Source organism: Aquabacterium parvum (assembly GCF_001447195.1).
Classification (GTDB): domain Bacteria; phylum Pseudomonadota; class Gammaproteobacteria; order Burkholderiales; family Burkholderiaceae_C; genus Aquabacterium; species Aquabacterium parvum.
In genome coordinates this window covers 58,899-73,476 of sequence record NZ_LFRI01000284.1, presented here as the reverse complement: position 1 = coordinate 73,476, position 14,578 = coordinate 58,899, and the positions used below count along the sequence as shown (strand labels likewise).

Annotated in this window: 12 protein-coding genes; 6 read left to right on the top strand and 6 right to left on the bottom strand. The window is 63.7% G+C overall.

What is annotated here, in order from left to right:
• Positions 1-152: 152 nt before the first annotated feature.
• The 5 genes from ABG80_RS10580 (at position 153) to ABG80_RS10560 (ending at position 6,713) form a co-directional block, all read left to right on the top strand.
• A complete protein-coding gene (locus ABG80_RS10580; protein WP_058087642.1) occupies positions 153-818 on the top strand; it encodes a restriction endonuclease subunit S in 666 nt (221 codons plus the stop codon).
• Positions 815-1,774: an endonuclease NucS domain-containing protein gene (locus ABG80_RS10575; protein ID WP_058087641.1), complete on the top strand. Its 960-nt coding sequence runs from the start codon at positions 815-817 to the stop codon at positions 1,772-1,774. Before ABG80_RS10580 ends, ABG80_RS10575 begins: the two co-directional genes overlap by 4 nt.
• Positions 1,775-1,808: 34 nt before the next feature.
• Positions 1,809-2,804, top strand: coding sequence for a phospholipase D-like domain-containing protein (locus ABG80_RS10570; protein WP_058087640.1), 996 nt, complete (start codon positions 1,809-1,811; stop codon positions 2,802-2,804).
• 82 nt (positions 2,805-2,886) lie between these two features.
• Entirely contained in the window at positions 2,887-5,997 is a 3,111-nt protein-coding gene (locus ABG80_RS10565) for a type I restriction endonuclease subunit R (RefSeq protein ID WP_058087639.1), read from the top strand.
• A complete protein-coding gene (locus tag ABG80_RS10560) occupies positions 5,997-6,713 on the top strand; it encodes a M48 family metallopeptidase (protein ID WP_058087638.1) in 717 nt (238 codons plus the stop codon). Before ABG80_RS10565 ends, ABG80_RS10560 begins: the two co-directional genes overlap by 1 nt.
• A 6-nt stretch (positions 6,714-6,719) precedes the next feature.
• Here ABG80_RS10560 and ABG80_RS24065 read toward each other — a convergent pair whose 3' ends face one another.
• The 3 genes from ABG80_RS24065 to ABG80_RS10550 form a co-directional block, all read right to left on the bottom strand.
• Entirely contained in the window at positions 6,720-7,610 is an 891-nt protein-coding gene (locus ABG80_RS24065; RefSeq protein WP_083506004.1) for a TniQ family protein, read from the bottom strand.
• A 175-nt stretch (positions 7,611-7,785) separates the two neighbouring features.
• Positions 7,786-9,057 (bottom strand): hypothetical protein, encoded by a 1,272-nt coding sequence (locus ABG80_RS10555; protein ID WP_152987571.1) that lies wholly within the window; start codon positions 9,055-9,057, stop codon positions 7,786-7,788.
• A gap of 7 nt (positions 9,058-9,064) precedes the next feature.
• Positions 9,065-9,472, bottom strand: a complete 408-nt coding sequence (locus tag ABG80_RS10550) for a hypothetical protein (protein ID WP_152987570.1) — start codon at positions 9,470-9,472, stop codon at positions 9,065-9,067.
• A gap of 121 nt (positions 9,473-9,593) precedes the next feature.
• Between ABG80_RS10550 and ABG80_RS23950 the strand changes: the two genes are divergently transcribed.
• Positions 9,594-11,171: a diguanylate cyclase domain-containing protein gene (locus ABG80_RS23950; protein ID WP_058087635.1), complete on the top strand. Its 1,578-nt coding sequence runs from the start codon at positions 9,594-9,596 to the stop codon at positions 11,169-11,171.
• Here the strand turns inward: ABG80_RS23950 and ABG80_RS10540 are convergent.
• The 3 genes from ABG80_RS10540 to ABG80_RS10530 form a co-directional block, all read right to left on the bottom strand.
• The gene (locus tag ABG80_RS10540) at positions 11,119-13,026 is read right to left on the bottom strand and encodes a potassium transporter Kup (RefSeq protein WP_058087634.1); all 1,908 of its coding nucleotides are present in this window, start codon (positions 13,024-13,026) and stop codon (positions 11,119-11,121) included. The genes ABG80_RS23950 and ABG80_RS10540 overlap by 53 nt on opposite strands.
• Positions 13,027-13,107: 81 nt before the next feature.
• Complete coding sequence (locus tag ABG80_RS10535; protein ID WP_058087633.1) at positions 13,108-13,803, bottom strand: response regulator; 696 nt, start codon at positions 13,801-13,803, stop codon at positions 13,108-13,110.
• Positions 13,800-14,543, bottom strand: coding sequence for a sensor histidine kinase (locus ABG80_RS10530; RefSeq protein ID WP_058087632.1), 744 nt, complete (start codon positions 14,541-14,543; stop codon positions 13,800-13,802). The genes ABG80_RS10535 and ABG80_RS10530 overlap by 4 nt, the downstream gene beginning before the upstream one ends.
• Between the last annotated feature and the right edge of the window lie 35 nt (positions 14,544-14,578).

The following is a 14,578-nucleotide window of genomic DNA, read 5'->3' as shown; positions in this document are numbered from 1 at the left end:
CGTAAGCGCACCCCCGTAGAGCGTGACTTGGCGCCAGGCTCTTGTTTTACGATCGCGTCCACCATCTTCATAGTGGACGCGATCTTCATGCCGCCATCTCAACTCGGCAAGAGGGTGGTCGTCGGACTATTACCCAGATCAAGCAAGGCGCCATGCAGGAGCTGATCACCGGCAAGCGGCGGCTGCCTGGATTTACGGGCCAATGGAAAGCGATGCGGCTTGGAGATATCGGGCGTACCTACGGTGGGCTCACAGGCAAGAGCAAGGCTGATTTTGGTCACGGTGCAGGCAAGTACGTCACCTTCATGAACGTGATGACCAACACTCGAACTTCGCTGGAAGCCGTAGAGAGCGTTCACGTTGAGCCGACTGAGTCTCAGAACAACGTTCAACCAGGTGACCTGCTTTTCAATGGCTCATCCGAAACGCCTGAAGAAGTAGCCTTTTGCTCCTGGGTGGAAGACTGCGCGGCGAACACTTTCTTGAACAGCTTTTGCTTTGGATTCAGGCCTTCCGTGCCGGACCAGATATCGGGCCTATTCATGGCCTACTACTTCCGTTCACGTCCTGGGCGTATGGCGGTCAGCTCCCTTGCTCAAGGAGCAACTCGGTACAACATTGCAAAGACAGCCTTGTTGCAAGCCCCACTGTCCCTACCCGCTTTTGATGAACAGCAAGCAATCGCCTCGATCTTGTCAGCCATGGACGAAGAGCTGTCAGCCCTTGAATCCCGCCTTACAAAGGCCCGCGCCCTCAAACGAGCCATGGCCCAAGCACTGCTGACCGGCCGCATCCGCCTCGTGGAGCCCACCGCATGAGCAAGCCCGCTAAGCGCTACTACCGTGTCATGCTGGGCCGCCAAAGCGCCCACGCAGCGGAATGCCGCACAGGCGGCTTCATCGGCGCCGACTTCGGCATCCACGTTGACCTCACCGGTCAATTGCCCGATGAATGGCGGCAGTTCAATACGGCTTTCATCCCCGTGTTCCTAGCCGGACACCCCGACAAAAGCAAGATCGCCGCAGGCCTGGCCTGCGGCGCGTTGTGGACGGTGGCCAAAGGCATCGATGCGGGCGACATCGTGCTGTGCCCCGATGGCTCGGGCAACTATCTCGTGGGTGAAGTGCAAGGAGGCTACACCTATGCACCCGGGCAGGTGCTGCCCCACCGACGCAGCGTGAACTGGCTACCCATCACCATCGCCCGCGCCGCCATGAGCGAGGCGCTGCGCAACTCCACAGGCTCCATCGGCACGGTGAGCAACATCACCGACCACCACCAGGAGATCGAGCAGTTCCTCTCGACCCTGCCCGGCCAGTCAGCACCCAACATCGTCGCCACCGACCCGGTGGTGGAAGACCCCGTGGCCTTTGCCATGGAAAAGCACCTGGAAGACTTCCTGGTGAAGAACTGGGCACAGACCGAGCTGGCGCAGCACTTCAAAATCTACGAAGAAGACGGCGAGCTGGTGGGCCAGCAATACGCGACCGACGCCGGCCCCATCGACATCCTGGCCGTGAGCAAAGACGGGCAGCGTCTGCTGGTGGTCGAACTCAAGCGCGGCCGCGCCTCTGACGTGGTGGTCGGCCAGATCCTGCGATACATGGGCTACGTGAAAGAGCAGATCGCCGAGACCCACCAGACGGTCGAGGGCGCCATCATCGCGCTGGACGATGACAAAAAGCTGCGCTGGGCTCTGCTTGCGGTACCGCAGATCAGCTTCTATCGCTACGAAGTGAAGTTCAAGCTCATTCCCGTGGGGACGGGGCACTGACAGGTTTCTCAAAAGGCAGCGAAGGAGGCTGCGCATGGCTGCGAAGTTCGAGTTGTTGACCAATGAGGCCATCTGGCAAAACATTCAGCAGGCACTGAAGGCCGGGCACCCTGCCCGCATCGCGGTGCCGTTCATCGGCATGGGCGTGAGCCGTTGGCTCAAACCTCCTGCCGGCAGCTGGGTGCTCACCCGGTGCGATCTGAAATCAGCCAGGGCGGGGCAAGTTTCCGGCAAAGACCTTCTGGCCTGGCACAAGCGAGGCGCTCGGATCTTCACCCTGCAGTCATTGCACGCCAAGGTGTTTGCCTTTTCGGGGGCGGCACTCATCGGGTCCAGCAACGCTTCTGAGACCAGTCGTGACCGCCTGCTGGAAGCCGGCGTGTGGGCCACCGACAAAGCCATGACCACAGCCGCCTGGCAGTTTGTGGAAACACACTGCCTGGAAGAGGTTGACGAGCACTTCCTCGCCGAGCTGGCTGAAGCCTACCGACCACCCACCACCTACCCCCTGCAAGGTGAGCCACGGCCAGGGCAGAAGGCCACTGACAAGCCCAAAGCTGGAGAGCGTGAGCAAGACGAGGCACCACTGCACCTGTTGAGGCTCTTCACGGCCACTTACTCAGCCGCACAAGAGCTTGCTTCTGAGAAAGCCGAAGCGGAAGGGCGAGCCCGGGTGGACGAATCGGTTCGAGCAGAAATCAGCACCTTTGCCTGGCCAGGGGCAACATGCAAGTTCCAGGTTGGCGACTTGGTGCTTGCCAGCGTGACCGACAGGAAAACCGCAGAAACCGCCGTTCAGCCCTGGGCCCGGGTGGTGGCCACACGCAAGGTGCGGGGCAAAGACGAACACATGATCGCCACGGCAACCATGAAAAGCTGGGATGAAATCCCGCTGGACGAGTTCCGAGTCGCCATGAATGGGCTGTTGACGAATTTTCTCGGCGACAGAGGGCGGTCACGCCTGGCGAATGCCGAAGAACGCAAGGCCATCTTGGGCGTGTGGCGACATCGAAAATCTCGGTTGATCTGACATTGCACGTTTGGCGGCCAACCAGCCATCTCTTGAGAGAATACGCAGAAGATTCAAACCCTTGATTGGCAGGGAGCGCCGCGTGAGTGACAGCATCAACAAGCCTGAACGCGCCACCCAGGACAGGGTGATCAAGCTGTTCACCGACACCCTGAAGTACGACTACCTGGGCGATTGGTCTGATCGGCCCGGCAACCACTGCATCGAAGAGGGCTTGCTGTCGGCTTACCTGACTCGCTGTGGCTACAGCCCCGCCCACATCAGCGCAGCCCTGCACAAGCTGCGGTCTGAGGCCTCACTGCATGGCCGCACCCTGTATGCGGCCAACCAGGCCGTTTACGAGCTGCTGCGTTACGGCGTGTCGGTGCGCGTCGAGGCGGGGCAGGCTACCGAAACCGTGCACCTAGTGAACTGGGCCGAGCCCGCCAAGAACGATTTCGCCATCGCCGAAGAGGTCACCCTCAAAGGCGGCCATGAGCGCCGCCCCGACATCGTGCTGTACGTCAACGGTATCGCAGTGGGCGTGCTGGAGCTGAAAAACAGCCGCGTGGGCTTGGGTGAAGGCATTCGCCAGTGCCTGTCGAACCAACAGCCGGAGTTCAACGACTGGTTCTTCAGCACCGTGCAAATGGTGCTGGCAGGCAATGATTCCGAAGGCCTGCGCTACGGCACCATCGAAACGCAAGAGAAGTACTTCCTGACCTGGAAGGAAGACGAGGCCGACAACACCGGCTACAAGCTCGACAAGTACCTGACCAAGCTGTGCAGCAAGCACCGCTTGCTGGAGCTGATCCACGACTTCGTGCTGTTCGACGGGGGCGTGAAGAAGCTGCCCCGCGTGCACCAGTACTTCGGCATCAAGGCCGCGCAGAAACATGTGGACCAGCGGCGCGGCGGCATCATCTGGCACACCCAGGGCGCGGGCAAGAGCATCCTGATGGTGCTGCTGGCCCGATGGATTCTGGAGAACAAGCCCGCCGCCCGCGTGGCCATCATCACCGACCGTGACGAGCTGGACCGCCAGATCGAGCGCGTGTTCAAAGATGCCGGTGAAACCATCCACCGCAGCCAAAGCGGCCACGACCTGATGGCCCAACTGGCGCAGCCCAACCCTCGCCTGCTGTGCTCGCTGGTGCACAAGTTCGGCCGCCGCGATGTGGATGACTTCGAAGCCTTCCTGCGCGACCTGGCCGCCCAGCCCAGCCCCACCCAGGGCGAGATCTACGTGTTCGTGGACGAATGCCACCGCACCCAGGGCGGCAAGCTGCACCGGCTGATGAAGGCCATGATGCCCAATGCCGTGTTCATAGGCTTCACGGGCACGCCACTGCTGAAGCAAGACGCGCAGACCAGCCTGGAGGTGTTTGGTGGCTACATCCACACCTACAAGTTCGCCGAGGCCGTGGAAGACGGCGTGGTGCTGGACCTGGTCTACGAGGCACGCGACATCGACCAGAAGCTGGGCAACACCGACCAGATTGACCAATGGTTCGAGGCCAAGACCAAGGGCCTGAACGACTGGCAGAAGGACGAGCTGAAGAAGCAATGGGGCACGATGCAGAACGTGCTCAGCTCACGCGCCCGCATGGACCGGGTGGTGGCCGACATCGTGTTCGACTTTGCCGTCAAGCCTCGGCTGTCGAACGAGCGGGGCAACGCCATCCTCGTGGCGTCGAGCATCTACGAGGCCTGCAAGTATTTCGTGCTGTTCGGCAAGACGGTGTTCAAAGGCCGCTGCGCCATCGTCACCTCGTACAACCCACAGGCTGCCGACATCAGCAAGGAAGAAACTGGCGCCAACACCGAGAGCGACAAGCAGTTCATCTACAACACCTACACCGAGCTGCTGAAGGACGTGACGCCCAGCCCGGGCATGAACAAGACCGAATCCTACGAGCAGGACGTGAAGCAGCGTTTCATCAAGACGCCCGCGCAGATGAAGCTGCTGATCGTGGTGGACAAGCTTTTGACGGGCTTCGACGCACCGCCTTGCACCTACCTCTACATCGACAAGCCGATGCAGGACCACGGCCTGTTCCAGGCCATTTGCCGCACCAACCGCCTCGACGGTGAAGACAAGGACTTCGGCTACATCGTTGACTACAAAGACCTGTTCAAGAAGGTCGAAAAGGCCATCGCGGTGTACACCGCCGAGCTTGACCACAGTGCTGGCGGCACCGACCCTGAGATCATGGTCAAGGATCGCCTTGAGGCCGGCCGCGCTCGCCTGGACGACGCAGTCGAAGCGTTGGCCCTGCTGTGTGAGCCGGTGGACCCGCCCAAGGGCGATCTGGAACACATTCACTACTTCTGCGGCAACACCGAGATCCCGGACGACCTGAAGGCCCGCGAGCCGCACCGCGTGGCGCTTTACAAGGCGGTGGTGGCGCTGGTGCGTGCGTTTGCTGGCATTGCCGACGAGCTGGAAGCCGCAGGCTACACGCCCGAGCAGATCGAGAGCCTGAAGAGCCTGCAGAAGCACTACCTGAACCTGAGAGAGATCATCCGCAAGGCGTCAGGCGAAACGCTGGACCTGAAACCCTACGAGGCGGACATGCGCCACCTCATCGACACTTACATCGAGGCACAGGCACCCCGCAAGATCTCGCCCTTCGATGGCATTGGCTTGCTCGACCTGATCGTGAAGACGGGCATCGCTGACGCGATTGCCGAGCGCCTGAGCGACATGAAGGGCAACCAGGAATCGATTGCCGAGACGATCGAGAACAACGTTCGCAGCAAGATCCTGAAGGAACAGCTGACCGACCCGGCCTACTTCGCCAAGATGTCGGCCTTGCTGGACGAGATCATCCGCCTGCGAAAGGAAAAGGCCATCGAGTACGAGGACTACCTTGCGCGCATTGCCGAGGTGGCCAAGAAGGTGAGCGCCGGCAAGGCCGACGACACCCCTCAGCAGGTGAAGACTGCAGGCCAACTGGCCCTGTACAACAACCTGAAGGACCATGTGGCCACAGACGCTGCACAGCAGCCTGATGTGCCCTGGGGCGACACCAACAAGGCCCTGGACACGGCGATGCTGCTGGACGCCGCCATCAAGGCCAAGCGCCCCGATGGCTGGCGCGGCGTGGTGGCCAAAGAGCAGATGGTCAAGCAGGCCATGTTTGATGTGCTGAAAGACATCAAGGAAGTGAACCGCCTGTTCCCCATCGTGTTTGCGCAGAAGGAGTACTGATGCGCGACGTGCTGGATCTGGGTGAGCTGCGTGCGGAAGTGACCCGCAAAGCGATCAAACACGTTCACCTGAGCGTGCTGCCGCCTGTGGGCAAGGTTCGCGTGGCGGCACCACAGAGCATGCCGCTGGACACGATTCGGCTGTTCGTGATCTCGAAGCTGAGTTGGATTCGGTCACAGCAGCGCAAGCTCCAGGCCCAGGAGCGCGAAACGCCCCGCGAGTACCTGAACAAGGAAAGCCACTACCTGTGGGGCAAGCGCTACCTGCTGGAGATCAGCCATGCTGATGCAGCGCCTAACGTGAGCCTGACGCCTCGCAAGCTGAAGCTGCAAGTGCGGCCGGGAGCAGATCAGGCCAGGTGCGAAGAGGTGCTGGACGGCTGGTACCGGCAGCAGGTGCGGGATGCTGTGCCCGCGTTGCTGGAGAAGTGGGAGCCCCTGCTGAAGGTGAAGGCGCAGAGGGTGTTCGTGCAGCGCATGAAGACCAAGTGGGGCAGCTGCACGCCTGAGTCAGGCTACATCCGGCTGAATACCGACCTGGCCAAGAAGCCGATGGAGTGCTTGGAATACATCGTGGTGCATGAACTGGTGCACCTGCTGGAGCCCACACACAACCAGCGGTTCATCGACCTGATGGATTTGTACTTGCCGCATTGGCAGCAGTTGAGGAAGCAGCTCAACAGGCTGCCGGTTAGGCATGAGGATTGGGGCTATTGAGCGACGCTACCAGTAGTACTCAGGCTGCCCAGCTGGTGACCCGGTTATGTCTCTTTTGAATGCGGCCAAAAGAACCCAAGATGGTTCGACCAGGCGAAAACATTGGGTTTCGATTGGGGCGCGAAGCCACTCGATGGCGATCTCCGCTGCGTCACCGGCATGGCAAGCCTGAGGGCCTAGCCAGTGCTTAAGCATCTGTTCAAAGACATCCAGCCGTCCTCCACACACGTCATAGCTGAACGACTGAAGCTCGTGCCTGTTGCTTGGTGCAACCTCAGGGATGTACATCTCTACCGCATCCGTGAAGAGCTTGCAGAAACTGGCGTAGCCGTGACTGATAGAAGGATGTTCTAGTGGAACGCTGTAGGCGCTTTTGCAGGTCGGGCACGGTTGACTGGGAAGCCGTTTTGAGAGGGTGCCCAAAGTGGCATCGCAGCCTGGTTCGGTGCATTTTTCATGCAGTGCTTGGCCGTGCCTTGTACAAATACAGACATGGCGCAGTTGATGCTCACGTCGCCAATGACCACAGCCGTATTGAGCGATGTCCTCTTCAACACAAACTGGACACAAACGTGCAGCCTTTGAGTGTACGAAGGTCCAGTCAGTGAGGAGCCAATTCTCAGTAGGTTCACATGTCCCTGGGCGATCATCTGGACGGCGAAAACTTAGGTGAGTGGGAGCCAGCGTGTGATATCGCAGGAGTTCGTCCGTGCTGATCATCTCTTGGAGATGTTGATCCGCCAATTGCTGCAGCTTGCTTCCATAGCTCGCCAACCCCATGGGCTGAGTGATGATGAGTCTGCCCTTGCTCACCCTCCTCATATGGGAGCCTCCTGTCTGCGCATATGCAGTCAAGATTGATGGGATGGTCGCCCCTCTCGGGAAGGTCGGAAACATAAGGGCTGACAGCGAGCTTTAAAACTATGTTTGACTGATGCAGAGCGTGTCTTGCGAGGCGCACCTCAACTTTTTAATCTTTGCGCTCATGTTTTAGGGCGGAGCATCAGTGCTGTCCCAGCGGAGGCACTTTGAGACTTTGTTGTGCGCCTCCTGATGGTACGAGAAACCCCGCTCAGTACACGAAGTCCAGCGTCAGCGACAGCAAGTTGACGCGCTGCTCGCGCCCATAGAAGTCGGCGGATGCACTGGAGAAGCCGCCATCGGGCGCGTAGAACCAGCCCGACGACTGCGCCGGCTTGTGGATGTGGTTGAGCTGCAGCTTCAAGGCCACCTGGCTGGCGGCGTCCCATCGCACGCCCAGGATCGAGGTGCGTTCGGTGACGTGCAGGCCTTCCATGAAGCGCTGGATGTCGGCCGCCAAGGGTGCCAGGGGCGAGGGTTGCCCCAGCGCTGCCTGGAAGGGGTTGTTGCGGTTCGAGTCCGTCACCTGCACGCTGGAGACGCCGAGGTAAGGCGTGAACGCGCCCAGGCGGTAGCCTGCGGTGAGGTACCAACCTTTGGTGTCGGGGATGCGGCTCTTGCCTTGGCGGACCGTGTACTCCGCGTTCACCAGCCACTGGTCGCGGTCGTACGACGCGCCGATGCCCGAGAAGCGGACCCTGTCGCCGTCGCCGTAGAAGTCATCCAGCGCAGACAGCACGAAGGCGGACGCGCCGATCAGCTTTTGATCATTGCGGTCGTGGATGGTCGCCCTGGCCGAGGCCGTTCCGGCTCGCAGGCTCAGGCCGTTGTCCAGCGAAGCGCTCAGGTTGAACCCGATCAGGTGGCGCAGCTCGTAGGTGACGGTGTTTTCTTCGGCCAGCACCAGCGCCGCGTACTTCGACTTCGATTGACCACCCCACAGCGAGGCCTGCATCGCGGTGTCGGCCAGCTCGAACCGGTAGGTGAGGTCACCGCCTTCGAAGCGGTTGACCGGCACCTGTCCGTACACGTCCATGGGCGGGCGGGCCGTCAACTGCGTGTAATGCACGTCGCGGGCATCGGAGAGCATGAACGTTTGCGAGACGAGGCGCCCGGCGCGCAGCGACAGCGATGGGCTGGCGTCCCAGCGCAGGAAGGCCCACTCCACCTCGGGCTTGAAGTCCTTCTGAGGCCGGTGCTTGGACAGCAGCTGGACCGTGGCGGTGACGGTGTTCGTGAGCTTGTAACGGCCTTGCACGGCCAACTTGGTGTCGAGCTTGAGGTTGAGTCCGTCGCGCACGCCATCGAGGCGGCCAGGTTGGGAGTAGGCCACCTTGTCTTCGTCGGAGATCGCCACGCCCAGTGTGCCGAAACCGGAAATTTTGAGTCGGCCGTCGGCCGATTCGAATTGGGCATGGGCCAGCAGGGGCAGGAGCCCGCAGCAGGCGATCAACAGGAGAGGGGGATGTGACAGCGGCTTCATGTGTCCCTCACGGCAAGACCATCACGGTGCGCACGGAGTTGTCGACCATGCTGGCGTTGATGTAGCCCACGACGTTGGCATTGGCTGCCACGGCGGCTTTGACGGCCGCCGCATCGGGCAATTCGCGAGGCGGCTCGCCTCGGCCTGTGAACATCACCCGGGCCCAGGTGGTGCGAACCTGGGTCAGGTCGCTGTCGGTCGCAGCGCGGTAGAACACCGCGCGCAGGGGGTGCCCTTCGGGCAGGTCCAGCGGAGTGCGCTCGAAGCTGCGCCCCAGGTAGACCTTGGCCAGTTGCGACTTGGACAACGGGGGGGCGTTGACGGCGGTGATGACCGCGACCTTGTCCGCCAGGGCCACGCCGCTCAGCGTCATGCCCACGGCCATCAGGAGCGGTGCGCTGAGGGACATTCTCATCTTGGGGTCATCGGCTGTTGGGTGGTGAACTGTAGCGCTGGCCGGCTCGGCAGCGCCAGGCTCAAGAATGCAGGGTTTTGGCCGATTACCCAAACGATACCTCGACCTGCAGGATGGACCGATGAACCCTTTGCGTCACGCGTTGCGCTGGCTGGCGGCACCCCATGTGCTCGTGCCGGTTGCCGCGTTGGTCGCTCTGGCACTCATGTGGGGCGTGACATTCAACACGTCCCGCACCGAGGAAAAGCGCGCGCACGAGACGTCCCTGCTGGCCACCGAGCGCCTCGTCGACACCTACGAGGCCCAGACCCTTCGCGCCCTCAACGAAATCAACCAGAACCTCAAGCTGATCGCTTACGCGCGCCGCTTTGCCGGCAAGGGGGGCGATTTCGCCGAGTTGCACGCTCAGAACCTGCTGCTGCCCAAGTTGCTCTTCACGACGCGGCTGGTCGACAGCCAGGGCCGGGTGTTGGCGAGCTCCCGATCGGACGGGGCGGGCGAGTCGGTGTCGGGCGAACTGCTGGCGCACCATGCCGCCTTTTCGGAGCTGTTCGTCAGCCGGCCCTACCAGCCCGCCGGTGGGGGCGAGGCGGTCATGGACATCAGCCGAAGGGTGGACGATGGCGATGGCAGCGAGATCGTGGTGATCACCATGCCGGTCAGCTACCTGGTCAGCGACCACGACACCCAGCGGTTTGGCAACGCGGGGGTGCTGGCCGTGATCGGCCAGGATGGCGTTGTGCGGGCGATGAGAACGGGGGAACAGGTCGCGTCCGGCGCCAAGGTGGACTTCTCGCAGGTCCTGCCCCAAGACGAGGCGGAGGTCGGCGAGGCTGCCCTGCGCCCGACCCCTTGGGGCCGCGAGCCCCGCTACATTGGCTCGCGCCCGCTGTATGGGTTCCCGCTGGCCGTGGTCGTGGCCTTGAGCGAAGGCGAACGGCTCCAGGATGTGCGCGCCGAGGCCCATGCGCGCAACGTGCGCAGCGTGGGCATCACCGTGGTGGTGCTCGGGCTGGCCCTGGCGCTGAGCGTGCTCACGCGCAAGGTCCAGGTCTTGCGCGAGCGGGAGCAAGCCGAACGTGCCGAGAACGCGCGGCGGATCGAACACATGGCCTACCACGACAGCCTGACGTCCTTGCCCAACCGTGCGCACTTCGGTCGCCGGCTGGCGGAGATGTCTGCGGCATGGCGTGAGAGGGGAGAGCCTTTCGCGCTGATGCTGCTGGACCTGGACGGCTTCAAGAAGGTCAACGATGTGCTGGGCCACCAGGCGGGTGACCTGCTGCTGACGCAGGTGGCGCAGCGATTGAGCCGCGCCGTGCGCCAGGGGGACTTCGTTGCTCGCCTGGGCGGTGACGAGTTCGTGGTGCTGGCTCACATCGGGCAGGCCAGCGATGACGTCGACCTGCTGGCCTGCCGATTGGTTGCCTCGATCGGGCAGCCCTATGAGCTCGATGGCTCGCCTGCGGCCGTGACCGCCAGCATCGGCGTGGCCCGGTGCCCTCAAGACGGGCAGACCGATGCAGAGCTCACCCAGCGGGCCGACGAGGCCATGTACCTGGCCAAGCAGCGGGGCAAGAACGGGGTGGTGCATGCCTCAATGATTGGCGGTGAAGATGGCGCTCTGGTGGCAGAGCGCGAGTCGCTCAGATCTGCACCCGAGTGCCCAGCTCCACCACGGCGTTGTCCGGCAGCCTGAAGAAGTCGACCACCCCACCCGCGTTGCGGCTCATGGCGGCGAACAGGGTTTCGCGCCAGTTGGCCATGCCGGCGCCTGGCGTGGGCACCACGCTCTCGCGGCTCAGGAAGAAGGTGGTCTCGAAGGTCGGGATCTTCAGCCCGTGGGATTCGGCCAGCGTCAGCGCCTGGGGCACGTCGGGCGTGTTCATGAAGCCGTAGTGCAGCGTCACCTGCCAGAAGCTGCGCGACAGCGGCTGCACCTCGATGCGCTCGCTCGTGGGCACCCAGGGCACGTCGTGAAAGCGCACGGTGAGCACGACGTTGCGTTCATGCAGAACCTGGTTGTGCTTGAGGTTGTGCAGCAGGGCCTGGGGCACGGTGGACGGGTCGGCCACGGGGTAGACGGCGGTGCGGGTGCTGCGGTTCACGCTGCGCGGGTCCAGGGTGTCGATGAAGGGCTGCAGCGCCAGGCCATCGCGGTGGATGCTCTCGAGCAGCAGCTGGCGGCCGCGTGCCCAGGTGCTCATGCCCACGAACAACATGCCGCCGAGCGCCAGGGGGAACCAGCCGCCGTCGAAAAACTTCACCGCGCAGCCGGCCACCAGCAGCGCATCCACCGACAGGAAGAAGGCGGTGGCGCCGATGGCCACGGGCAGGGGCAGCTTCCAGGCGTTGCGCACCACGAAGTAGGTCAACACCGTGGTGATCATCATCGTCAGCGTGACGGCGATGCCGTAGGCCGAGGCCAGCGCCGAGGAAGTCTCGAAATGCAGCACGGCGGCGATGACGGCCAGCAGCAGCGCCCAGTTGACCGCCGGGATGTAGATCTGGCCCACCTCGCGCGCCGAGGTGTAGCGGATGGCCATGCGTGGCAAAAAGCCGAGCTGGATGGCTTGCTTGGTCATCGAATAGGCGCCCGAGATCACGGCCTGCGAGGCGATGATGGCCGCCAGCGAGGCCAGCACCAGTGCGGGCACCAGCCACGAGTCGGGGAAGAGCCGGTAGAAGGGTTTCTCGATGGCGCTTGGATCGCCCATCAGCAGCGCACCCTGGCCCATGTAGTTCAGAGCCAGGCCGGGCAGCACCAGCGTCGTCCAGGCCAGTTGAATGGGTCGCTTGCCGAAGTGGCCCATGTCGGCGTAGAGCGCCTCGGCGCCGGTCAACGCCAGCACGATGGCGCCCAGCGTGGCCAGCAACTGCCAACCCCGGTCGGTGACGAAGGCCCAGGCGTGCAGCGGGTTGAGCGCGGCCAGGATGGCCGGCTGCTGCGAGATGTACCACAGGCCCACGGCCCCGAGCGTGACGAACCACAACACGATCACGGGCCCGAAGAAGCGGCCCACGAAGCCCGTGCCAAATCGCTGCACCATGAACAGCCCGATGAGGATGAGCACGGACGCGGGCAGCACCAGGCTCTCCAGCCCGGGGGCGATGACCTGCAGGCCTTCCATGGCGCCCAGCACCGAGATCGCCGGGGTGATGACGCTGTCGCCATAGAACAGCGTGGCACCGAAGACGCCCAGCAGAAGCAGTGCCTGCCGCAAGCGTGGGCGGTCCTTCACGGCCGCGGCTGCCAGCGCCGTGAGCGCCAGGCCGCCGCCTTCGCCGTGGTTGTCGGCGCGCAGGATCAGGATCACGTATTTGAGCGTGACGACCAGCATCAGCGCCCAGAAGATGGTGGCGATGGCGCCGATCAGGTGGAGGTGGTCGAGCGGCACACCGGTGTGCGGCGCGAAGACCTCTTTGACGGTGTAGAGCGGGCTGGTGCCGATGTCCCCGTAGACGACGCCGATGGCACCCAGGGTGAGGGCGGCGAGGCCTTGCTTGTTGGGGCCGTCGTGAGCGGATGGGGTGGTGGGGTCGTTGGGGGTCATGGGTGGCCATGCTGGAGTCATGCTGGCACCCAGTCTGCGCAAGACCGCGTCAGGAAAGCATAAGGATGCGCGGGTCGGGGCTCAATCGGCCAGCCGGTAGCCCACGCCGGTCTCTGTCAGCAGCAACTGCGGCTCGGCCGGGTCGGCTTCCAGCTTGGCGCGCAACTGGCCCATGTACAGGCGCAGGTAGTGGGTGTCGGCGGTGTGCTCGGGGCCCCACACATCGGACAGCAACTGTCGATGGGTGACGACCTGCCCGGTGCTGCGCACCAGCCTGGCGAGCAGCTTGAACTCGTTGGGCGTCAGGTGCACGGGGGGGGCCTCGCGCAACACGGTGCGACGAGTCAGGTCCACATCGATGCCTCGGCGGCTGTAGCGGGTGATGGCGGCCTGGATGGTCTGCCCCCGGTGCCGCAAGGCCACCCGCATGCGCGCCAGCAGCTCGCCAGCGGCAAAGGGCTTGACGAGGTAGTCGTCGGCGCCTTCGTCGAGCAGGGCGATCTTCTGGCCGTCGTCGTGCCGCGCCGAGATCACCAGCACGGGACAGCTGCCTTGTGCGCGCACCTCGGCCAGCAGGTCGCGGCCTTCACCGTCTGGCAGGCCCAGGTCCAGCACGATCAGGTCGAAGGGCGTGGGGCGCGTTGCGTGCCGCAGTTGCGCCCGTGCATCGGCCAGGCTGGAGGCCACGGCCACCTCGTGGCCCTCGACCTGCATGACCTCGCGCAAGGTGGTGCGCAGTTCCTTGTCATCTTCCACCAGCAGCACGCGCACGCTCATGCCGTGGCCTCCTCGTCGTCGATGCGCGGGGCGGTCGTCAGCGGAAAGCACACCTCGGCGTGGCAGCCGCCCTGGTCGCGTTCGCGCAGGATGAAGGTGGCGCCATGGGCCCGGGCGATCGCCTGGCACAGCGCCAGCCCCAGGCCTGCGCCCCGCGAGCCTGAGCGACGCCCGGCATCGCCGCGCTCGAAGGCCTGGCTCAGGCGATGGCGTTCTTGCACCGGGATGCCGGGGCCGTGGTCGCGCACGGCCAGGCACACGCGCTGATCGTGCAGCCGCCCCTTGACCTCGATGGCCTGCTCGGTCGGGGCGTACTTCAGGGCGTTGTCGATGAGGTTCTCCAGCAGTTGCACCATCAGCACGGCGTCGCAATGCAGCAGGGGCAGGCCGGGCGCGATGCGGGCTTGCACGCGGCGGCCTGGGTCGCGGGCGCGCACGCGCCGCAACACCGCGCCCACGATTTCTTCGAGGGACTCCCAGTCGCGCTCCAGCGAGACATGAAAGCTGCCGAGTGGCAGCACGAACAGCCAGTTGAACGCCAGAACCGACACCACGCAGGCCAGGGTGGCCAGCCAGGCAGGCCACCAGAGGCTGGCAAAGGCCGCCGCCAGCACCAGCGGCAGGGCCTGGTTGCCCAGGTCGGCGATGCCGTCCAGCGCGCAGGCGGCCAGCCAGCCCAGCAGCCAGCCCGCGCCGCCGGTCAGGCAGTGGGTTGGGCGGGCGCGCAAAGGTGAGGGCATGGCCCGGGAGCGTACCGCAGCTTGGGCAAGGCCTC